The following is a 21,474-nucleotide window of genomic DNA, read 5'->3' as shown; positions in this document are numbered from 1 at the left end:
CTGGGGCAAGGCCGAATCATTTCCTACTCAAGACGAATGCAGGAACGGGGCGATCGCGGCACGCAACGATATCAAGGCCTGCGTAGCGCAACTGGCCGGTACCGCCCCAAGTCGTCCTGCCGTTCCTGTGGCCAGAGCAGCTCTGCTCAAATGCATGGCGGACCGAGGGTGGTTCGTTAGGTTCCGCGATGTGCAACTAAGCCTTGCCCCCGTATCGGCAGACAACGGCGCTGGTCTGTCTCACGCTTTAGGAGCGAGTCCAGGCCGAATCCGGCAGCGAGACTTTCGTGGTTAAAACTCGTCGCGCCCCGTCGAAGGCTGACGTCTTGCCAGACCGCAGCGGTCTCGTTCGCAGAACTGCTTCATTTAAGCCTTGGGTACAACCGGATGGAATCTCGTAATTTGAACGCAATGGTTCTCGACTCGCTTGAACCTGAGATCTGCTTCTTGATCCGCGATGACTTCTACTACGGCCCCGATCGACACGCGGACCTTTCCGAACGAAATCTCGTGGAGAAGCTGATACCGCCGATGCTACGTCAGGAGTTTGCCTCGATTGTTCGTACGACCGAGGCGCGGGGCCACGAGAAGGAGCTGGCCGACTACTACTGGCAAATCGTCTCTGCCGCCCGACGTCATGCGAAGGACTTCAATCATGTTCGGCACTATTTCTGGATGCGGCTTTGGTTGTCGAACGCCGCGGAGAAGCTGAGCATTTCTTTCCCGTGGTACGACTCCCTGTCGGAGATGCGCCGCTTTTCCGGCGCCATCGCGACGGATGCCGTGGGAGATCTGTACTGGGACGAGGATCAGGGCTGGAGGCTGGACGTCAAAGGCACCGACGATCGGCTGTTGATACACCAGCGCGACCCCGACAGCGATGACACGGGTCTCCTGGTGTCCGTCCCACGCAGCGCGTTCCTACGGAAGATGACCGAGTCCATGCAGGACGCCACGGCCATCGTGGCGCGCTTGACGCAGGAGATGGGAGCCGATGTTTGGACCGCTTATGTTAGCGATGGGCCGGTCTGGAACCGGCCGTGATGCGGGTGCCAGGTCAAGGCGTACGCGGATGGTTCAACACCAGCCAGTACAAGCCCACCTGCTTCACCGCCCACACGAACTGCTCGAAATCCACCGGCTTCTGGATGTAACTGTTCACGCCCAGGGCGTAGCTGGCTTCGACGTCGAAGGGTTCGGTGCTGGTGGTCAGCACCACCACCGGCAGGGTGCGGGTGGCTTCGTTGGCGCGGATCGCCTGCAGCACTTCGCGACCGTCGACCTTGGGAAGGTTGAGGTCCAGCAGCACGATCGAGGGCAGGTCGGCCGGGTCGCGGTCGGCGTAGCGGCCGCGCGCGAACAGGTAGTCCAGGGCCTCGGCGCCGTCGCCGACCACCACCAGTTTGTTGGCGACCTTGGCCTCCTCGAACGCGAGCCGGGTCAGCTCGACGTCGTCGGGGTTGTCTTCGACCAACAGGATGACCTTATGCATGCGCGGCTACCTCGCCCGCGGCGGCGGGCAATTCGACGGTGAAAGTGCTGCCCACATCGGGCTCGGATTGGGCGCGCAGCTGGCCGCGGTGACGGTCGGCGATGCGCTTGGCGATCGCCAGTCCGAGACCGTGGCCGCCGCCCTGATCCGGGCCGTGCAAGCGCTGGAAGGGTTCGAACAGTTTGTGGGCGTAACGCATGTCGAAACCGGCGCCGTAGTCGCGGATCGCGATGCGTAGGCGGCCGTTATCGCGCTCGCCGGATATTTCGATGCGGATCGGATCGCGCTCGCGCGAGAACTTCCAGGCGTTGCCCATCAGCTGGGTCAGCATCAGTTTGAGCAGGCGCTCGTCGCCTTCGACGAACAGGCCGGGTTGTACCCGGATGTCGGCGCGGCGGTGCGGATCGGCGTCCAGCAGCTCGGCGCCGACCCAGTCGGCGAGCAGGCTCAGGTCCACGCGCGCCTGCCGCATCGAGGTGCGGGTGACGTGCGAGAGGTCGTTGAGCGCGGCCAGCAGCGCGGTCATGCGTGCGGAGGCGGCGCGGATGCGGTCCAGGTAATCGCGGTCGGTCTCGTCCAGGCGCTCGGCGGCGCGGTCGGCGAGCAGGCCGGAAAAGCTTTCGATCGAACGCAGCGGCGCGCGCAGGTCGTGGGCGACCGCGTCGGCGAACAGCTGCAGATGGCGGTGGGACGCATCCAATGCGTGGGCGAATTCGTCGGCGTCGGTGCGAGCCTGGGCTTCGGCCGCGAGCTGGTCGCCGATGTCGCGGATTTGCACTAGCAAACAACGCGGTGCGCCGTCGGCGCCGCGCACCAGGGCCACGTTGGCGTGCGTCCAGACCGCCGTGCCGTCGCGGCGCAGATAACGCTTGCGCACATCCAGTGCCGGAATGCCGCCGTCGTTGAGCCCCTCAAGGAAGCCGCGCGACAGGGCGACATCGTCGGGGTGGGTGAACTCGGCGGCGCTGCGGCCGACCATATCGGCGGCGGCGTAACCCAGCAGGCGCTCGAACACCGGATTGACCTCGACCCAGCGGCCGTGCAGATCGACGATGGCCATGCCGATGCCGGAGGCCTGCATCGCCATGCGGAAACGGTCCTCGCCCGTTTCGTGAGCGGCGGCTTCGGTCATTCGTTACGGACTCGGGGCTCCTCTGGCGGTGAAGTGTACCGGCTGCCGCCGTGACGGTGCGGTGCAGGGGGGCCGCGGGGCTGAACCGCGAGCGACTGCCGGAGCGCGCGCCGGAACCGCAGCGGCGCCGCGGACGCCGACCGACGCGGACGCTCCCGCCGGCGGCTCAGAACAGCTCGCCCTGGGGCGAATCCGGGCGCGGCGGCACGAATTGACCGGTGTCCAGGCCGGGCAAACGGCCGTAACCGATACGACGCCAAGCCTTGGCGAAGCGCTGCTCGATCAGCTGGGCGAAGGGGCCGGTGCCGCGCATGCGGGTGCCGTAAGCGCTGTCGTAGTCCTTGCCGCCGCTCATCTGCTGGACCAGGCTCATCACGTGCTCGGCGCGGTCGGGATAGTGCAGGGCCAGCCATTCGCGCCAGATCGTCTTGAGCTCGTGCGGCAGGCGCAGGACCACGTAGCCGGCCGCGCGCGCGCCGGCCTCGAAGGCGGCGGCCAGGATGTGCTCGAGCTCGGCGTCGTTGATCATCGGGATCATCGGCGCGGCCATCACCCCGACCGGCACGCCGGCGTCGGCCAGCTCGCGCATCGCGCGCAGGCGCGCGTGCGGGGCGGAGGCGCGCGGCTCCATCTTCGCCGACAGGTGGTTGTCCAGGGTGGTGACCGAGAAGTACACGGTGACCAGCCCGCGCCGCGCCATCGGCGCGATCAGGTCGAGGTCGCGGACCACGCCGGCGTTCTTGGTGATCAGGCTGAAGGGATGCGCGCATTCGCTGAGCACCTCGATCAGCGAACGGGTGATCTTGTAGCGGCGCTCGATCGGCTGGTAGGAATCGGTGTTGATGCCCAGCGCGATCGGCGCGCAGCGGTACGAGGGCCGCGCGAGCTCGGCGCGCAGGCGCTCGGCGGCGTTGGTCTTGGCGTAGAGCCTGGTTTCGAAGTCCAGCCCGGGCGACAGGTCGAGGTAGGCGTGCGAGGGTCGCGCGAAACAGTACACGCAGCCGTGCTCGCAGCCGCGATACGGGTTGATCGATTGGCCGAAGGCGATGTCGGGCGATTCGTTGCGGTTGACGACGCTGCGCGCGCGTTCCTCGGTGACCTGGGTGTCCGGGCGCGAGCCCTCGTCGGCCGGGTCGTGCAGCGAGCCCCAGCCGTCGTCCTCGCCTTGGGCGGTGGTGACCGCGTAACGCCCGGGCACGTAGGACGCCGCGCCGCGGCCTTTGATCGCGGCGGCTTGGATCGAGAGCTGGGAGCGGCGGGTGTCGTGCATGGGGGCAGGCTAGGCCGGGGGTGTCGCAGTTGTTGCGACGGGTTGGAGCCGGGGCGCTAGGCTGTTGTTGGCTATGAGGGGGCGACGGACCCTTCGTGATGAGTGCGTCGGACTGTGGATGACGATTGCTTGGGCTGTGGAAGCAAATCCCCCTCAATCCCCCTTTTTCAAAGGGGGAGGCAGAGCGAAGGGGTGGATGGCCTGAGGCGGTGCTATTCGATCGCGAAGCTCACGTCCACCGAGGCGGTCACGCTGATCTGGCCGACCGACAGGGTGGCGCCGTCCGCGCTTTCGCCGCCGCCGTTGCTCTGCGACACGTTCTGCATCATCTGCCCTTGCCCACCGCCCCAGCTCGCGCCGCTGCGCCACCAACCGCCGGAATAGGATTCGGACACGCTCTGCACGGGGCCGCGGCGCGCGCCGAGCCCGGTGGTCAGGGCGTCGGCTTTTTCCTTGGCCGCCTGCACCGCCAGCGCGCGCGCGGCGTCGCGGTGCTTGCGCAGCTGCGAGGTGCGGAACTCGATGCCGTGGATGTGCTGCACACCGTTGTCGAGCAGGCCGGCGAGGATGGTTTCGAAGTGGTCGGTACGGGTCAGGCGGATGCCGATGCTCTTGCGCACGATGTATACCACCGGCACCACGCGCGAACGCTCCTGGGCGGCGCGGTCGCGGCTGTCGTCGTACTCGTACTGCGGTTCGATGCTGATGAAGTCGGTCTGCACATCCTTGCTGGGCACGCCGTTGCGCGCGAGGAAGGCCAGCGCCGCGGCCACGCGTTCGTCGTTGAGACGCTTGGCCGGGGCGAGCTCGACGTTGCGGGTCTCGACGCCGACGTTGAGCAGGATTTCGTCCGGGGCGACCTTGATCTCGGCGCTGCCGGACACGCTGACCGTGCGCGCGGGGGCGACGCTGGCGGCCTGCGCTGCGGTGGGCAGCAGCAGGCTGGCCAGGAGGATCGGCAGCAACAGCGATGCGATTTTCATGGGTTGGAGTCCTGGGTCGTGGGTGTGCGTCGGCGGCCGGTCGAGGGAGCTGCGCATCCGGGCTGGAGACAGCTTGCCGACCGCGCGGCGGCATGCCGTGGCGGGCGGATGCTTGCCTCATCCTAGGCGGTCGCTGTGCCAGTGCATCGTAGCGCCCGCGAATTGGCGCACACTTTGCGCGACTGTCGTCGCGGGCTAGCCTAGGCCTGCGATCGACGCGTCCGCGCCGATCGCCGCCTGGAGAGCCCCGTGTCCGACCTGTTGTCCTCGCTTTGGAACGCGATCAGCGGCATCCCCCACCTCAGTCTCTACCTGACCCTGGGCTGGGCCGCCTACCTGATCGGGCTGGGGCTGTGGATCGTGCTGCAAAAGCGCGAGCCGGTGGCGACCATCAGCTGGCTGATAAGTCTGGCCGCCCTGCCCTATCTGGGCTTCTTCATCTATTACGTGTTCGGTCCGCAGCGCATCCATCGCCAACGCCTGCGCCGGGTGCGCGCGCGCGCCGCGCTGCCGGCGACCATGTCGGGGCTGAGCGAGTCGCCGGAGGCGGTCGAGCTGGCCAAGCTGGCCCAGGCCACGACGGGGCTGCCGCCGACCACCGCGACCCAGGCGCGCTTGTTGATCGACGGCGGGGCCAAGTACGAGGCCCTGCTGGAGGCGGTCGGCCAGGCCCGCGAACACATCCACCTGGAGTACTACATCTACCAGCCCGACGCCTGCGGCCTGGCCTTGCGCGATGCTCTGGTCGAGCGAGCGCGCAACGGCGTGCAGGTGCGTTTGCTGCTGGACGCGGTGGGCTCGGGTTCCACCTCCAACCGCTTCCTGCAGCCGCTGGTCGACGCCGGCGGCGAGGTCGCCTGGTTCCATCCGATGAAGCTGCGCTGGTTCTGGAAGCGGCCGTGGTTGAACCTGCGCACCCATCGCAAGATCGTGGTGATCGACGGCCTGGTCGGCTTCACCGGCGGCATCAACATCACCGACGAGGAAGACGAGCGCATCCGCAAGGACGCCTACCGCGATCTGCACCTGCGCCTGGAAGGCGACGTGGTGCGCGAACTGCAGCTGGTGTTCTGCGAGGACTGGGCCTACGCGACCGGGCAGGCGCCGCCGCGCCTGCAGCATCCGGCGCCGCAGCCGGGCGCGGTGGCCGCGCAGGTGCTGGTGTCGGGGCCGGATTCGTCCTGGGAGGCGATCCACCGCCTGCACGTGGGCGCGATCCATGCCGCGCGCGAGCGGGTGTGGCTGGTGACGCCCTATTTCGTGCCCGGCGAAGCCGCGCGCATGGCCCTGACCTCGGCCGCGCTGGGCGGGCTGGATGTGCGCCTGCTGGTACCTCGGCTCAGCGACAGCCGCCTGGTCACGTATGCGGCGCGTTCCTACTTCGACGAACTACTGGAGGCCGGGGTCAAGATCCACGAGTACGGCCCGCGCATGCTGCACACCAAGGCGCTGCTGTGCGACGAGGACCTGGCCATCATCGGCAGCGCCAACTTCGACCACCGTAGCTTCCGCCTGAACTTCGAGATCTCGGTCCTGTTCCACGACCGCGGCCTGGCCGCCGAGCTGGCCCAACTGATCCAGACCGAATGCAGCTATGCCCCGCGCGTGCGCGCCGACCGCGAACAGGGGCTGTGGCGGCGGCGCCTGCCCGAGGCGCTGGCGCGCCTGGTCTCGCCCTTGCTGTGAACGCGCACTGGGTCACGTCGCGCGCGACGAGCGGTCGCCGCAACGGGCTTGTCGGGCTGTAGGCGGGCGGGCGGCGCGCTACACTCGCGGCGACTGGCAACCACCCTAACGACGGGAGCACCGCCGCGATGTATTGGCTGTTTTTGCTGCTGGCCCTGGCCGCGCTCGTAATCGCCTTCAAAGCCTCCTCGGGCTTGTTGCTCGTGGTGTCCCTGCTGGCCTCGTTGGGGTTCTTCATCGCCTGGATCCTGGGCCTGCTGGCCGCGCGCATCGGCAGCAGCAGCCGCGATGAGGGCTTGATGCTGGATCCGAACGAGCTGCGCCGTCTGCGCGAGCAGGCCGAGGCGCGCAAGCTGGCGGCCGCGCAGCCGCCGCAGACCTCTTCGTCGGAGCCGCAGCAGCAACGTTGAGCTTGGCCGCGCACGCGCGGCGCTTGCGCGCTGCCCTGCCCTGGCTGCCCGCGCCGACAAGGTCGGGGCCGGTTCGATAGCGCGACGATTCCTGCCCTTGTGGAAGCGGTGCAAGCCGCGATGCTTTGGTGCTTGCTTGGTCGCGCCTGACGTTCCCACGGGAACAAGCTGGGCGCGCATTGCATCGCGGTTGCGCGCGGTCCGCGCATGCGTCGCAGGTGGGGCTCATCGCGGCTTACGCCGCTCCCACAGTGCTGGTGGCTGAGCTTGTGGGGGCGTGGGTCGACTTTGGGGCTCGTCGGTTTCGATGCGGGCGCGGGCTTGGGAAACGCGGCGCTGCGGCCTAGACTGCGCGGATGACCGTACTCAGCGTCAACGTCAACAAGATCGCGGTGCTGCGCAATTCGCGCGGCGGTAACGAGCCGGACGTGGTGGCGGCCGCACGCGCCTGCCTCGATGCCGGCGCGCACGGCATCACCGTGCATCCGCGTCCGGATGCGCGCCATATCCGCGACTACGACGTCGCTGCGCTGGCCGAGCTCACCCGCGAGCGCGGGGTCGAGTTCAATCTGGAAGGCAATCCCTTCGCACCGGCGCGGGCGGGCTATCCGGGGTTCCTGGCCTTGTGCGCGCAGGCGCGGCCGGCACAGGCGACCCTGGTGCCGGACGGCGACGGGCAACTCACCTCCGACCACGGTTTCGATTTCCGCCGCGACGGCGAATCGCTACGGCCGCTGATCGCCGAGCTCAAGGCGCTGGGCTGCCGGGTCAGCGTGTTCGCCGACGCCGGTTCGCAGGATTTCGAGACCGCCGCGGCAATCGGCGCCGACCGGGTCGAGCTTTACACCGGCCCCTATGCCGAGGCCCACGCGGCCGGCGACCCGGCTACGGCGCTGGCCCTGTTCGCCGATGCCGCCCGGCGCGCGCAGGCGGCCGGGCTGGGCGTGAACGCCGGCCATGACCTCAGTCAGGCGAATCTGGGCGAGTTCCTGCGCGCGGTGCCGCAGGTGCTGGAAGTGTCGATCGGCCACGCCCTGATCGGCGAGGCCTTGTACGCGGGACTGGATGCGACGGTGCGGGCCTACCTGCGTCTGCTGTAGGCCCGAGCCGGGCGCGAATGCCGCGCTTATTCGAGCGCGAGATTCTGCAGGCCGCTTTCCTTGGCCGCCGAGACCGCGGTGGCGAAGCCCTGGTAGTCGGCGTCGGCGTTGGCGCTGATCTGCAGCACCGTGCGCGGCGCGGCCTTGGCCAGGTTGGCCAGTTCGTCGCTCAGCATGGCTTTGGCCACGGCCTGGCCGTCCAACAGGTAGCTGCCATCGGCCTGGACCGACAGCTGCGCACGCGGCGGCGGCTCGGCCTTGTCGGGCGGCGTCGGCATTGGCAGCTTCAGGTCCAAGGTGCCGCTCATGACCGGCGCGGCGACCATGAAGATCACCAACAGCACCAGCATGACGTCGACCAGGGGGGTGATGTTGATCTCGGCGACGGCGCGCGCGTCGCGGCGGGACGGGGACTCGAAATACGCGGAGACGGCCATTGCTCTACCCCCACTAGGGCGGGATGCCCGATCTCACGCTAAACCCGATCCGGCCCGGCTGGCAAGGCCCAAAAAAAACGCCGCCCGAGGGCGGCGTTTTCACGACGGTAAGCGTCAAACTTGTCGATCGGTCAGTCGTTTTGGACGAAGCCGATCTTTTCCATATTGGCGTTCTTTGCCTTCGCCAGCACCTTGGCGAGGATGCCGTAATCGGCATCGGTGCTGACGTCGATCTCCAGCATCGGCTGGTTGGTCGGATCACGCTGCACTTCGGCGCCCATCATGCTCTGGAGCGCCGTGATCGGTTGCGGCGTATCGTTCCAGAAGACCTGACCCGAGGCGTCGATGCGCAGACGGATCGGCTCCTTCGGCGGCGTCGGCGGCGGCGGCGTGGTCGTGCGCTGCGGCAGATTGACTTCGATCGGGTAAGACATCACGGGCGCCGTCACCATGAAGATGATCAGCAACACCAGCATCACGTCCACCAGGGGCGTGACGTTGATGTCGGCCATCGGTGCGCCTGCGCCGGAGCCAGAACTGAATGCCATAAATAGTCTCCGGGTGCCTTAACGTTCTTTGATCGCTACGAAGCCGACCTTGCGCATGCCTTGGCTCTGCGCAATCTTCACCACGTCTTGCACGATGCGGTACTTGGTCGTCTTGTCGCCGCGGACGTTGATCTGCGGCTGCGGCGTCTTCTGCGCTTCGATCGAGAGCCGGCTTTCCAGCAGGCCCTTGGTGATCGGTTCGTCGTTCCAGAACAACGAACCGTCTTCCTTCACAGCCAAGGTGATCGGCTGGGTCGCGGGCGGCTTATCGCTCGGCTTGTTGAGGGTGGCTTCGGGCAACTCGACCTTGACCTTATGCGACATCAGAGGCGCCGTGATCATGAAGATGATCAGCAGCACCAGCATCACGTCCACGAGGGGCGTGACGTTGATCTGTGCCATCGGGCCGCCGCTATCGCTGTCTGTACTGAAGGCCATGTCCGAACTCCAACTACTACAAGTAAGGTGAAGACGTCGCGGTTAGGCGACTTAGCGCTTAGCGGCCAGTTCGCCGACGCGCGAACCGGTAGCGAAGAAGTCGTGCAGGTCGTGCGCGAACGTGTCGAACTTGTTGTTCGTGACGCGGTTCAGGCGGACGAAGAAGTTGTACGCGAGCACCGCCGGGATGGCGACGAACAGACCGATGGCGGTCATGATCAGCGCTTCACCCACCGGGCCGGCGACGGCGTCGATGGACGCCTGGCCGGTCGCACCGATCTTGATCAGGGCGTGGTAGATGCCCCACACGGTGCCGAGCAGGCCGACGAACGGCGCGGTCGAACCGACGGTGGCGAGCACGGTCAGGCCGCTTTCCAGACGCGAGGATTCGCGGGTCACACCCTGACGCAGGGCGCGATCGACGAACTCGGAACGGTTCAGCGACTCGACCAGGCGCGAACCTTCGTGGCGCTGGTGGTGAGCGGCGGCCTGGGCGGCGTCGAGCGCGATCTTGGAGAACGGTTCGCTACGCGACTGTTCTTCCATGAAGCGGATGGCGTCCTGGGCGTTCGGGGTTTCCCAGAACGTGCTGACGACGCGATCCGAACTGCCGCGAAGACGCAGGTTCTTCACGAAGTTCACGACGATCCAGTAGACCGACAGGACCGACATGATCGCGAGCGTGAGGAACACGACCCAGCCGACCAGGTCGAAGTTTTGCAACAGATGGGCGAAGCTCATCTGCTGGAGGGCTTCGGCGTTGGAGCCCCCGGCAGTAGCAGCGGTGGTGGTTTCCTGCAGCATGACGCTTACCTTTGAATGTCGTGGATAAGGAAAGAAGAGTTACGTGGTGCGTTACAACCGTCCCGCGAACCCGATCAGTTCGGAGGGACGAAATCTACCGGGACGCGAACCTTGCTGGTCACACCAACGCCGTTGCGCATCTCGGGGTTGAACTTCCACTTCCGTGCGGCATCCATGGCGCTGCGGTCGAGGTTGCGGTTGCGGCTGGACTTCTCGACGGAGACGTCGAGCACGTTGCCCGAGGCATCGATGGTGATGACCAGGACCACGGTGCCGCCCACGCCTTGACGCGCTTCGGTCGGCGGGTACTTAGGCGGATTGAGTCGCTTCGACGACGGATCGACGCCGGAGCTGATGGTGGTGGCCGGAGCGGGCGTCGACGGCGGGGTCGGCGGTTCCTGCTGGACGTCCACCGGGCTCGGCTCGTCGACGACGATCGGCGGGTCTTCCGGCGGCGGCGGCAGCGGAGTCGGCTGCGGCGCGGCCAGCTGCTTGATCTGCTGCGGCGGCGGCGGTTCCGGCGGCGGCGGCGGGGGCGGCGGCGGCGGTTCCGGCGGCTTGATCAGGTTGACGACGGTCACCTGTTCTTCCGCCTTTTCGGTCGCCGGCGGCGCCATCGGCGCGAGCAGCAAGAGCAGCGCCGCGACATGCACGGCGATCGCGGAGGTGATACCGGCGATACGTGCCCAGTTCAGCCCTTCGCGGTCGTCATCTTTCTTAGCGTGGATTTCGAGGTCTTGCGTCATGCCGTCAGCTCGGGAAGTGTTTCCGGACGCAAGGGCGCCACGGGCCGTCGTTCGGTTCTCGCAACCGTTTCCAGTCGCGTGAACCTCCTAGCATATACCAAACCGCGCCCTAGGTTCCAAGGGCGGATTTGCCTATCGTGCGCCGATTATTTACCCGGCAGCGCGATGATCTTCTTGGCGTCGTCGGGCTTCTTCACGCCCTTGGCGATCGCCTGCTTGGCGGCTTCCTTGGCCTCTGGAATGCGGTCTTCCTGCCACAAGACACGAGCGAGATTGAGGTAGGTCTCGCCATCGGGCGCGAGCGGGGCGGCCTTCTTGTACGCCTCGATCGACGGGTTCACCTGGTCGGAGAAGTAGTACGACTGCGCCAGCGCCAGGTAGGCCTGGAAATCCGGCTTCAGCACGCCTTTGCTCAGACCGTCGTTGATGACCTCGGCGGCCTTCTTCTCGTTACCGTCGATCTGCAGGTAGGTCGAGTAGAGCTGACGGTAGTCCTTGTCTTCGTTGAGCTGACCGGCGGCGCGCAGCTTCTCCAGCACCGCGGCGGCCTTGTCGAACTGGTCGGCCTGCAGGTAGGTGGCGACCAGGTTGAGCTGGGCGCGCTTGTCGCCCGGGTTCTTGCTGGCGACGGCTTCGGCCATCTTGGTCGCTTCGCCGGTCTGGCCGGACTCGGCGTAGGCGGCCATCAGCAGCTGCTGCCAGTCGGACTTGGGCTCGGGCGAGGCGTCGATGGCCTGCTTGATGATCGGCGCGGCATCCTTGTAGCGCTCCAGGCGGTACAGGGCGTTGCCCTTGACGATCAGGTGCTCGGGCTTGGTGCTCTTGGTCTCGCCGAGGAAGCGATCCATGGTCGCCAGCGCCTCGGCGTACTTGTCTTCCTGCAGCTGCAGCTGGGCCATCATGAACATGGCGCCGTAGTGGCCGTTGTTGTCCAGGCCGTTGAACTCCAGGGCCTTGGTCAGATAAGCGATGGCGGCGGCGCTGTCGTCGGCGCCGTAGGCCAGTTGCGCGCCGATCTGGGCGGCGAAGGAGCGGTCGTAGGCGTTGGCGGCCGGGTTGGCGATGATCTCGTCGGCGATGGCGCGGCCTTCGGCCGGCTTATCGTCGTCGTAGAAGTCCATCATCTTCTTCAGCTTCGGCGTGACCTTGGCCGAGGCCTTGGCGTCGGGCTGCTCGCGGGTGGCATTGGGGTATTCGACCTTGGACGCCGAGGAAGAGGTCTTCTTGTCTTCCTTCTTGTCCGCGTGACGCTGACGGCGCTCTTCGGCCCGTTCCATCGCCGACTGCGCGTGAACCTGGGCGATCGAGCCCAGCGCGAGCACGGCGCCGATGGCGGCCGTCAGCACGGTGCGATGGCGGGTGGAGAGCTTGTTCATGGTCACCTCAATCAGCTGCCGCCGTGGCGGGGTCGATGGCCGCAGGGCCGGGGGGCCGTCACGCTAACAGAAACGCGGGGCCGGGCGATACGGGGTTTTACAGCGGTTAATGCTTCTCGTTCATCCACACTTGGGCGTACGGCCGGCCGAACGCGCCTGTTGGTACACCGGCATCAGCCCGCCGGCCCGCGCGCGCAGTTCCTGGATGCGCGATTGCGGGTCCGGATGGGTGGACAACCACTGCGGTGGCCGGCTCTGGCTGGCGGCGATCATGTTCTGCCACAGGTTCACCGCCTGCTGCGGGTCGAAGCCGGCCTGGGCCATCAGCTGCTGGCCGACCACGTCGGCCTCGGATTCCTGGGTGCGCGAACCGGGCAGCAGGAACAGGCCCTGCACCGCGGCGCCGCCGAGCTGGTTGGTGGCGCTGGCCGCGCCCTCGCCGTAGCGCGAGCCGAGCAGGGCGCCGGCGATGCTCAGGCCGGTCTGGGCGGTGACCTGGCGGGTGATGCGCTCATCGTGGTGGCGCGAGACCACGTGGCCGACCTCGTGGGCGATCACCGCCGCCAGCTGGTCCTGGTTCTTGGCGACGCTGAAGATGCCGGTGTTCACGCCGACCTTGCCGCCGGGCAGGGCGAAGGCGTTGGGCGAGGTATCGACGAACACCGCGACGTCCCATTGCGCCTGCCAGCCGGCGGGCAGCTGGCGGGTCACCGCATCGACCACGCAGCGCACATAGGCGGTCTGGCGCGCGTCGGTGCTGAGGTTGCCCTTGGACTTGGCGTCGATGAACGCCTGCGCGCCCATCTGGTTGAGCTGTTCCTGCGATACCGCGCCCACGCTCTGGCGACGCCCGGTGGGCGAGGTGGTGGTGGCGCAGGCGGCGACGACCAGCGCGATCGAGACACCGAGCAGTAAACGCTTCACTGAGCAGAATTCCCCTTGCGTATGACCGCGTTGTAGACCGATCGGTATTAACTTTTCGTCAAACGCGCCAGGGCGGGGACATCAGCCCTGCAAAACCAGCAGGGCGCAGGCGAGCAGATTGTTGATCGCGTGCGCGGCGATGGCCGCCCACAGCGTGCCGGTGCGGCGGTAAACCCAGGCGAAGGCGGCGCCGATGCTGGCGTAGGTCAGCCACAACAGGCTGATCGCGCCGGGGCCGTTGCCGCTCAGGCCGGGCAGTTCGTGCAGCAGGGCGAAGGCCAGGCTGCTCAGGACGATGCCCAGGCCGGGCAGGCCGGCGGCCCAGAAGCGCCCGAACAGCACGCGCCGGAACAGCAGCTCTTCGTAGGCCGGCGCCAGCAGCACCGCGAACACCAGGGTGAGGACGAACTGGCTGCGCAGGGCGGCCTGGATCATCTCGACGTTGCTGGGCAAGGGTTCGATGCCGAACTGCTCGCCGATCCAGCTCAGCGCGGCGCTGAGGCCGAAGCTGGCCAGGCCCACGCCCGCGGCCCAGGCCCAGGTGGAAGGCCGGCACGCGGCGCGCCAGGAGGCGGCGCGTTCCTCGCGCCCGGCGCGGCGGCGCAGCAGGTAGACCGCGAGCGAGGCGCCGCCCATCGCGACCAGGGCCATCGCCAACTGAGCCAGGCCGCCGGGCTGGCCGACGTCGCGCAAGGCTTCGGTGGCGGTCGCGCCTTGGTGCGCCAGGCCGATCTGGAAGCCGCGCACCAGCGCCCAGGCCACCATGGTGGCGAAGCTCAGGGCCAGCATGATCGCGACCGCGATCAGGAAATCCAGCGCGGCGTGGCCGAGCACCGCGCGGGTGCGCGGCGCGGGCAGGGCCGCCGCGGGCGGCAGCGGCGGTGGCACGGCCGCGGGCAGGGCGGCGGCCGTGGGCCCGGGATCGCGCTCGGAATCTGGCGCCATCGGCGTCGGCTCAGACGTCGAGATTGGCGACCTTGAGCGCGTTGTCCTCGATGAAGGCGCGGCGCGGTTCGACCACGTCGCCCATGAGGGTGCTGAAGATCTGGTCGGCGGCCACCGCATCCTCGATGCGCACCTGCAGCAGACGGCGCGTTTCCGGATTGACCGTGGTGTCCCACAGCTGCTCGGGGTTCATTTCGCCCAGGCCCTTGAAGCGCTGGATCTGGCGACCCTTCTTGGCTTCCTCGAGCAACCAGGCCTGCGCCTGGGCGAAGCTGTCGACCGGCTGGGCGCGATTGCCGCGCACGATCTGCGCGCCTTCGCGGACCAGGCCGTGCAGCAGCGAGGCCGCTTCGCGCAGGGCGCGCAGCTCGCCGCCCTCGAAGGCCGACAGCGGCAGCACCTGGGTCAGTTCCTGGCCCATGTGGCTGCGCGTGACCAGCAGCGCGGCCTGGCGCGCTTCGCTGGCCGGATGCAGACGCAGGCGGTAGCGCGGCTTACCCAGGCCGGTGCGGTTGAGACGCTTTTCCAGCGCTTCGAGTTCGTGTTGTTCGTCGACGTTGGCCAGCAGGTGGGCGCTGTCCAGCGGGGTGAAGTCGATCAGCGCCTCGAGCACGTTGGGATCGTAGCGGTGCGCGTTGCGCGCGATCGCTTCGCGCGCGCCGGCGTAGGCCAGCAGCAGCTTCTCCAGCGCCGCGCCCTCGATCGGCCGCTCGCCCTCGGCCGGAATCAGGCCCGCGCCTTCGACGGCGTTGTTGGCCAGGTACACGTCCAGCGCGGTGTCGTCCTTGAGGTAGATCTCGTTCTTGCCCTGCTTGATCTTGTACAGCGGCGGCAGGCCGATATAGATGTGGCCGCGCTCGATCAGCTCCGGCATCTGCCGGTAGAAGAAGGTCAGCAGCAAGGTGCGGATGTGCGAGCCGTCGACGTCGGCGTCGGTCATCAGGATGATGCGGTGGTAGCGCAGCTTGTCCGGGTTGTACTCGTCCTTGCCGATGCCGGTGCCCAGTGCGGTGATCAGGGTGCCGACTTCGGCGCTGCCGAGCATGCGGTCGAAACGCGCGCGCTCGACGTTGAGGATCTTGCCCTTGAGCGGCAGGATCGCCTGGGTCTTGCGGTTACGGCCCTGCTTGGCCGAGCCGCCTGCGGAGTCGCCCTCGACGATGAACAGTTCCGACAGCGCCGGGTCTTTTTCCTGGCAGTCGGCGAGCTTGCCGGGCAGGCCGGCGATATCCAGCGCGCCCTTGCGGCGGGTGAGGTCGCGCGCCTTGCGCGCGGCTTCGCGCGCACGCGCGGCGTCGATGATCTTGCCGGTGATCGCGCGCGCTTCGTTCGGGTGCTCCTGCAGGAATTCCTCCAGGCGCGCGCCGAAGGTGCTTTCCACCACCGGACGCACTTCCGAGCTGACCAGTTTTTCCTTGGTCTGCGAGGAGAAGCTGGGGTCGGGCACCTTCACCGACAGCACCGCGATCATGCCTTCGCGCATGTCGTCGCCCGACAGCGCGACCTTGGCCTGCTTGGCGATGCCGCTGTTTTCGATGTAGTTGGTCAGCGTGCGGGTGAGCGCGGCGCGGAAACCGATCAGGTGGGTGCCGCCGTCCTTCTGCGGAATGTTGTTGGTGAAGCAGAACATCGTTTCCTGGTAGGAATCGGTCCACTGCAACGCCACGTCCACGGTGATGCCGTTCTGCTCGCCCGACACCGAGATCACGTTCGGGTGCAGCGGCGTCTTGACCTGGGCCAGATGCTCGACGAAGGAGCGGATACCGCCTTCGTACTGGAACACGTCGCGACGGCCTTCGCCGCGCTCGTCGACCAGGGTGATCTTGACGCCGGAATTCAGGAACGACAGTTCGCGCAGGCGCTTGGCCAGGATGTCGTAGTGGAATTCGACGTCGGTGAAGATTTCCGCCGCCGGCTTGAAGCGCAGCAGGGTGCCGCGCTTGTCGGAGGCTTCGAGTTGCTTGAGCGGATACACCGGCTCGCCCAGCGCGTATTCCTGCTGGTGGTGGTGGCCGTCGCGCCAGATGTCCAGCCACAGTTGCTCGGACAGCGCGTTGACCACCGACACGCCCACGCCGTGCAGACCGCCGGAGACTTTGTAGCTGTTGTCGTCGAACTTGCCGCCCGCGTGCAGCACGGTGAGGATGACCTCGGCCGCCGACACGCCTTCTTCCTTGTGGATGTCGACCGGAATGCCGCGGCCGTTGTCGTAGCACGACACCGAGCCGTCGTCGTGCAGCGTGACGATTACATCGTCGGCGTGGCCGGCGAGCGCTTCGTCGATCGCGTTGTCGACGACCTCGAACACCATGTGGTGCAGACCGGTGCCGTCGTGGACGTCGCCGATGTACATGCCCGGCCGTTTGCGTACGGCTTCGAGCCCGCGCAAGACGGTGATCTTGCTGGAGTCGTAGGTCTGGTTCGGGGTCGGCTCGGGAAGCTGGTCGTTGTTTTCAGACATGCGCTGTGGGATTCCGCGGTCCGCCTACGGAGGTCGGAGACGCGACACATTAGCTGTAGGGACTGAGGCCGAGTATACCGCGCCTGGGGCCTGCCGGTCCGCCCGGGATATCCCCCCGGTCAGACGGCAGCGGGAGAGGCCCTGGGCGGGCGTTGCCGGGCCGTGCGGGCTGCGCGGAGGGGGCGGGGCGGCCCCCTGCGTCTGCTGAGCGCACGAGGGTGCATTGCGGAGGAATTCGGGCAAGGGGCGTGGCGCGGTCGGGCGTGCGCGGCTTCCGGTGTGGGTGCGGGGAAGCGGGAGCGGGTCGCGCGGTTCCGATCGCGATTGGGAGGCGGACGTCGCTGCGCGCCCGCAGCGCAGCGATCGATGAGCTCGCTGGCCTTGGCCCCCGCGGCTGCCGGTTATCGCGACGCAGCGCAGTGGGCCGGCGCTAGATGTTCCACGTGGAACATCTAGGTAGGACAAATTTCTCCTTGTTCCACGTGGAACACCTTGGTCTCGACGCCCAGCTCGGCCAGGGCACTGGGCGCCTCGGTGCCGGTGATGAAGACCTGCGCTCCGCAGGCGATCAGGCGCTGCAAGACCCGGCGCTGGTGCTGGCGGTCGAGCTCGGAGGCCAGATCGTCCAGCGCGATCACCGGCCATTCCTTGCGCGCCAGGGCATGGTGCTCGGCCTGGGCCAGCAGGGCGGACAGGGCCGTGAGCTTGGCCTGGCCGCGCGACAGCGCGTCGCGGCCGGGCAGGCCGCCGAACTGGATACGCCAGTCGGCGCGATGCGGGCCGACCGAGGTGTAGCCGGCGATCTGGTCGCGCTCGCGTGCCAGCAGCAGGGCGTCGGCCAGCGGCAGCTCGTCGCGGCGCCAACCCGGCAGGTAGTCCAGGCGGGTGTCGCCCAGCGCCGGGGCCAGTTCGGTGGCCAGGGCCGAGAAGCGCGGTTGCAGATCCTCCAGATAGTGCTGGCGGCGCCGGCTCAGGGGTTCGCCGGCATCGGCCAGCTCCCGGTCCCAAGCGTCGAGCTGGCCGTCGCGGGCCCGGGCCTTGAGCAGGGCGTTGCGCTGCTTGAGCGCGCGGGTGTAGCGCCGCCACAGGGCGATGAAGTCGTGTTCCACGTGGAACAGACCCCAATCCAGGTAGCGCCGACGCGCTTCGGCGCCACCGGTAATCAGGGCGTGGCTGCCCGGCTCGAAGCTGACCACGGCCAGCGCCGCGCACAACTCGCCCAACTGGGCCACGGGGCTGCCGTCCAGGCGACCGACCCAGTCCTGCCCGCTGTGGCGCAGCCCGGCCTTGCGCAGCCGGGTCGCGGTCGGGCCGCCGTCGGCGACCGCGGCCACATTCGGGCCGAGACCCTCCTGCCATTCGACGAACACCTCCAAGGCCGGATCACCGGCCCGGACCAGGCCATCGCGGACCCGACCACGGAAGCTGCGCCCGTAGGCCATCAGGTGCAGGGCCTCGAGCAGGCTGGTCTTGCCGGCGCCGTTATCGCCGGTGATCAGATTGATCCCGGGCGCGGGCGCCAGCCGGACATCGGCGAAGCGGCGCAGGCCACGGGCTTCCAGGCGGGTTACGTGCATGTGCGGATGATCGCAGATCGGTTTCGGGAGGCGCGGGAGGAACGCAGGACGCTGGGGGATTGGAAGGACTGGGAGGTAGCGGGCAGAGGGGCAGAGGGGCAGAGGGGCAGGCGGACCAGGGAGTAGGGGGCAGGGGGCAGAAATCGATAATCCATCGATGCGGCCTCCCCCTTTGAAAAAGGGGGATTGAGGGGGATTTGCTTTCAGGCCAGCCGCAAGCGGGGCCTCATCCTCCCCAACCCGTCCGGCCTCAGCCTTTCAGACGAGCGAGCAATGCACAGCCAAACCGAGGCAACGCACAGCCCACACCGGCGCCAAAACGAAACGCCCGGCAGCGCCGGGCGTTTCATGTTCCACGTGGAACCGGCCCTTCCGGACCGTCGGCCGATCAAAGCCGCAGCGGCATCACCACGTGGCGGCACTTCTCGTTGGCCGCTTCGCGCACCAGCGCCGAGGAATTGGCATCGCGCAGCGCGATCACCACGTGCTCGTCGCGCAAGGCGGTCAGGGCATCGAGCAGGTAGTTGACGTTGAAGCCCACCGCCAGATCGTCGACCTTGGTGTCGGCTTCCACTTCTTCCTGCGCCTCTTCCTGCTCCGGGTTGTGCGCGCTGATCTTGAGCTGCCCGGGCGAGACTTCGATGCGCACGCCGCGGTACTTCTCGTTCGACAGGATCGCCGCACGCTGCAGGGCCGCACGCAGGGTTTCGCGCTCGATCCGCACTTCGCGGTCCGCGCCGATCGGAATCACCGCCTCGTAATCCGGGAAACGGCCGTCGATCAGCTTGCTGGTGAAGGTCACATCGTCGCGCTTGACCCGGATGTGGCCACGGCCCATCTCGATCTCGATCTCGCGGTCGCCGCCTTCCAGCAGGCGCTGCAGCTCCTGCACGCCCTTGCGCGGCACGATGATCTGGCGCTTGGTCTGGCCGCTGCCTTCGTAGGCGGTTTCGCACAGCGCCAGGCGATGGCCGTCGGTGGCCACGCAGCGCAGGCTGTTTTCGCGCAGATCGAACAGCAAGCCGTTGAGGTAGTAGCGCACGTCCTGCTGGGCCATCGCGAACGCGGTGCGTTCGATCAGTTCCTTCAGCGCCGCTTCCGGCACGCGCACGCGCTCGGTGGCTTCGACTTCGTCGATCGACGGGAAGTCGTTGGCTGGCAGGCTAGCCAGCGTGAAGCGCGAACGCCCGGCCTGGACCGTGATCTTCTCGGCGGTCTGGGTGACGGTCACCTTGCTGCCGTCGGGCAGGGCCCGAACGATTTCGAACAGCTTGCGCGCCGGGATGGTGGTTTCGCCGTCTTTGGCGTCGTCGACAAGGATGCGCGACACCATTTCGACTTCCAGGTCGGTACCGGTCAGCGAGAGCTGCCCGTCCTTGACCTGCACCAGCAGGTTGGCCAGGACCGGCAGGGTCTGCCGGCGTTCGACTACGTTGACGACTTGCGCCAACGGCTTGAGAAACACTTCTCGTTGCAGGCTGAAACGCATGCGGACCCCTTAGCCCCTAGTCGGTTCGGGCGGCAACGCCCAATACAAAAGAGATGGATAAATCAAAAGCATGGTGGTGATGGTGTCGCCGAAAATCCGGGAAAACTAAGACAACCTATTGTTTATACTGGATTTTTCGTTCATGCAAAGTTCGGTAGAACCGGACCCTGAGCTCCGGGACAATCTGTGGATAAATTTGGAGGCCGGTCGCCGGCTCCGATCTATCCACAGCTTGTACGCGAGCCATGCACCGCTTTGTTCGAAGAGTACCTGCACCGGCGCCGTTCGTCGCCTGCAGGCTCATTCGCTGAGCTTGCGGATCAGCTTGTCCCAATCCTCGCGGAGCTTGCCGTCGGTCTCCATCAGGGTGCGGATCTGCCGGCAGGCGTGCAGCACCGTGGTGTGGTCGCGGCCGGCGAAGGCGTCGCCGATCTCGGGCAGGCTGTGCTCGGTCAGTTCCTTGGTCAGCGCCATCGCGACCTGGCGCGGACGCGCCAGCGAGCGGGTGCGGCGCTTGGACAGCAGGTCCTTCATCTGCAGGCCGTAGTAATCGGCCACGGTCTTCTGGATGTTGGGGATGCCGATGGCCTGCTGCTGTGCGCGCAACAGGTCGCGCAGGGTTTCCTGGGCGAACTCGACGGTGATCGCGCGGCCGGTGAAGTTGGCGCGTGCGGTCAGGGTGTTGAGCGCGCCTTCCAGGTCGCGCACGTTGCTGCGCATCTTCTTGGCCAGCAGGAACGCGACTTCCTCGGGAATCGCGGCGCCGCGTTCCTTGGCCTTGGAGATCACAATCTGGGCGCGGGTCTCGAAGTCCGGCGGCTCGATCGCCACCGACAGGCCCCAGGCCAAGCGCGATTTCAGGCGTGGCTCCAGGCCCTCGACTTCGCGCGGGTAGCGGTCGCAGGTCAGGATGATCTGCTGCTTGCCGTCGAACAGCGCGTTGAAGGTATGGAAGAACTCCTCCTGGGTGCGGTCCTTGCCGGCGAAGAACTGGATGTCGTCGATCAACAACGCGTCCACGCGCTGGAACTGGCGCTTGAACTGATCCATGGTCTTGTCCTGCAGCGACTTCATCATCGCGCTGAAGAACTGTTCCGAACGCAGGTACATCACGCGCATGGCCGGATTGGCCTCGCGCATGGCGTTGCCGGCGGCGAACATCAGATGGGTCTTGCCCAGGCCGGTGCCCCCGTACAGCAGCAGCGGGTTGTGCGCGCGTTCGCCGGGCTTCTGCGCGGCCTGCAGCGCCGCGGCGCGGCCGAGCTGGTTGCTGCGGCCTTCGACGAAGTTGTCGAAGGTGTAGTGATTGTCCAGGTTGCCCTGGAAGGGTTCGACCGGCGCCACCGCGGCCGCGCGCGCGGCGTTGACCGGCTCGGCTTCGCGCACCGGCGCCACGCGCGGCAGCGAACCGATTTCCAGGCTGACCTCGGCGCTGCCGGCGAAATAATTCAGCAGTTCGCGGATGCGTCCCAGGTAGCGTTCGCGCACGTGCTCGACGACGAAAGCGTTGGGCGCATACAGCACCGTGACGTCGTCGCGCTGGGCCGCTTGCAGCGGCTTGAGCCAGGTGTGGACATCCTCGACCGGGTATTCGGCTTCGAGTCGTTCGAGGCAGCGGGGCCAAGCTTCCATCGGTCGGCAGGTCTTCTTAGTGCG

At 67.2% G+C, this 21,474-nt stretch carries 20 protein-coding genes; 4 read left to right on the top strand and 16 right to left on the bottom strand.

Features of this window, described 5'->3' with window-relative positions; translation table 11 throughout:
- Positions 1 to 402: 402 nt before the first annotated feature.
- Positions 403 to 1,044, top strand: a complete 642-nt coding sequence (locus ASE35_RS16215; RefSeq protein WP_157489517.1) for a hypothetical protein — start codon at positions 403 to 405, stop codon at positions 1,042 to 1,044.
- 13 nt (positions 1,045 to 1,057) lie between these two features.
- Here ASE35_RS16215 and ASE35_RS16210 read toward each other — a convergent pair whose 3' ends face one another.
- From ASE35_RS16210 to ASE35_RS16195, 4 genes are all read right to left on the bottom strand, one after another.
- The gene (locus tag ASE35_RS16210) at positions 1,058 to 1,492 is read right to left on the bottom strand and encodes a response regulator (protein ID WP_056177404.1); all 435 of its coding nucleotides are present in this window, start codon (positions 1,490 to 1,492) and stop codon (positions 1,058 to 1,060) included.
- The gene (locus tag ASE35_RS16205; RefSeq protein WP_057164488.1) at positions 1,485 to 2,624 is read right to left on the bottom strand and encodes an ATP-binding protein; all 1,140 of its coding nucleotides are present in this window, start codon (positions 2,622 to 2,624) and stop codon (positions 1,485 to 1,487) included. The genes ASE35_RS16210 and ASE35_RS16205 overlap by 8 nt, the downstream gene beginning before the upstream one ends.
- A gap of 166 nt (positions 2,625 to 2,790) precedes the next feature.
- Positions 2,791 to 3,894 (bottom strand): PA0069 family radical SAM protein, encoded by a 1,104-nt coding sequence (locus tag ASE35_RS16200; RefSeq protein WP_057164487.1) that lies wholly within the window; start codon positions 3,892 to 3,894, stop codon positions 2,791 to 2,793.
- A gap of 212 nt (positions 3,895 to 4,106) precedes the next feature.
- On the bottom strand, positions 4,107 to 4,877 hold the full coding sequence (locus ASE35_RS16195) for an SIMPL domain-containing protein (protein ID WP_057164486.1): 771 nt from the start codon (positions 4,875 to 4,877) through the stop codon (positions 4,107 to 4,109).
- 249 nt (positions 4,878 to 5,126) lie between these two features.
- Between ASE35_RS16195 and cls the strand changes: the two genes are divergently transcribed.
- The 3 genes from cls to ASE35_RS16180 all read left to right on the top strand — a co-directional run bounded on the left by cls (position 5,127) and on the right by ASE35_RS16180 (position 8,073).
- Positions 5,127 to 6,563: a cardiolipin synthase gene (cls, locus tag ASE35_RS16190; RefSeq protein WP_056177412.1), complete on the top strand. Its 1,437-nt coding sequence runs from the start codon at positions 5,127 to 5,129 to the stop codon at positions 6,561 to 6,563.
- A gap of 128 nt (positions 6,564 to 6,691) precedes the next feature.
- Positions 6,692 to 6,973, top strand: a complete 282-nt coding sequence (locus ASE35_RS16185) for a hypothetical protein (RefSeq protein WP_056177413.1) — start codon at positions 6,692 to 6,694, stop codon at positions 6,971 to 6,973.
- Positions 6,974 to 7,329: 356 nt separating this feature from the next.
- Complete coding sequence (locus tag ASE35_RS16180; RefSeq protein ID WP_057164485.1) at positions 7,330 to 8,073, top strand: pyridoxine 5'-phosphate synthase; 744 nt, start codon at positions 7,330 to 7,332, stop codon at positions 8,071 to 8,073.
- Positions 8,074 to 8,099: 26 nt separating this feature from the next.
- On the opposite strand, the gene ASE35_RS16175 is transcribed toward ASE35_RS16180, so the two are convergent.
- From ASE35_RS16175 to dnaA, 12 genes are all read right to left on the bottom strand, one after another.
- The gene (locus tag ASE35_RS16175; RefSeq protein WP_057164484.1) at positions 8,100 to 8,510 is read right to left on the bottom strand and encodes a biopolymer transporter ExbD; all 411 of its coding nucleotides are present in this window, start codon (positions 8,508 to 8,510) and stop codon (positions 8,100 to 8,102) included.
- Positions 8,511 to 8,641: 131 nt separating this feature from the next.
- The gene (locus tag ASE35_RS16170; protein WP_056177419.1) at positions 8,642 to 9,058 is read right to left on the bottom strand and encodes a biopolymer transporter ExbD; all 417 of its coding nucleotides are present in this window, start codon (positions 9,056 to 9,058) and stop codon (positions 8,642 to 8,644) included.
- Between the two features lie 18 nt (positions 9,059 to 9,076).
- A complete protein-coding gene (locus tag ASE35_RS16165) occupies positions 9,077 to 9,496 on the bottom strand; it encodes a biopolymer transporter ExbD (protein ID WP_056177421.1) in 420 nt (139 codons plus the stop codon).
- 51 nt (positions 9,497 to 9,547) lie between these two features.
- Positions 9,548 to 10,300 (bottom strand): MotA/TolQ/ExbB proton channel family protein, encoded by a 753-nt coding sequence (locus ASE35_RS16160; RefSeq protein ID WP_056177423.1) that lies wholly within the window; start codon positions 10,298 to 10,300, stop codon positions 9,548 to 9,550.
- Between the two features lie 74 nt (positions 10,301 to 10,374).
- Positions 10,375 to 11,046 carry an energy transducer TonB gene (locus ASE35_RS16155; protein WP_056177425.1) on the bottom strand — a complete coding sequence of 224 codons (672 nt, stop codon included), beginning with the start codon at positions 11,044 to 11,046 and terminating at the stop codon, positions 10,375 to 10,377.
- Between the two features lie 146 nt (positions 11,047 to 11,192).
- Positions 11,193 to 12,323 carry a tetratricopeptide repeat protein gene (locus ASE35_RS16150; RefSeq protein ID WP_157489528.1) on the bottom strand — a complete coding sequence of 377 codons (1,131 nt, stop codon included), beginning with the start codon at positions 12,321 to 12,323 and terminating at the stop codon, positions 11,193 to 11,195.
- A 219-nt stretch (positions 12,324 to 12,542) separates the two neighbouring features.
- Positions 12,543 to 13,346, bottom strand: a complete 804-nt coding sequence (locus ASE35_RS16145; protein WP_057164483.1) for a M48 family metallopeptidase — start codon at positions 13,344 to 13,346, stop codon at positions 12,543 to 12,545.
- A gap of 81 nt (positions 13,347 to 13,427) precedes the next feature.
- Entirely contained in the window at positions 13,428 to 14,291 is an 864-nt protein-coding gene (locus ASE35_RS16140; protein ID WP_056177431.1) for a CPBP family intramembrane glutamic endopeptidase, read from the bottom strand.
- Positions 14,292 to 14,301: 10 nt separating this feature from the next.
- Positions 14,302 to 16,752: a DNA topoisomerase (ATP-hydrolyzing) subunit B gene (gyrB, locus tag ASE35_RS16135; protein WP_056177433.1), complete on the bottom strand. Its 2,451-nt coding sequence runs from the start codon at positions 16,750 to 16,752 to the stop codon at positions 14,302 to 14,304.
- Positions 16,753 to 17,204: 452 nt separating this feature from the next.
- Positions 17,205 to 18,329, bottom strand: coding sequence for a DNA replication/repair protein RecF (gene recF / locus ASE35_RS16130; protein WP_057161606.1), 1,125 nt, complete (start codon positions 18,327 to 18,329; stop codon positions 17,205 to 17,207).
- A gap of 388 nt (positions 18,330 to 18,717) precedes the next feature.
- Positions 18,718 to 19,818, bottom strand: coding sequence for a DNA polymerase III subunit beta (gene dnaN, locus ASE35_RS16125; protein WP_056177437.1), 1,101 nt, complete (start codon positions 19,816 to 19,818; stop codon positions 18,718 to 18,720).
- Positions 19,819 to 20,118: 300 nt separating this feature from the next.
- Entirely contained in the window at positions 20,119 to 21,450 is a 1,332-nt protein-coding gene (gene dnaA / locus ASE35_RS16120) for a chromosomal replication initiator protein DnaA (protein WP_056177439.1), read from the bottom strand.
- Positions 21,451 to 21,474: the final 24 nt, after the last annotated feature.

Source organism: Lysobacter sp. Root916, assembly GCF_001429785.1.
Taxonomy (GTDB): domain Bacteria; phylum Pseudomonadota; class Gammaproteobacteria; order Xanthomonadales; family Xanthomonadaceae; genus Lysobacter.
This window is presented reverse-complemented; position numbering and strand designations above follow the sequence as displayed.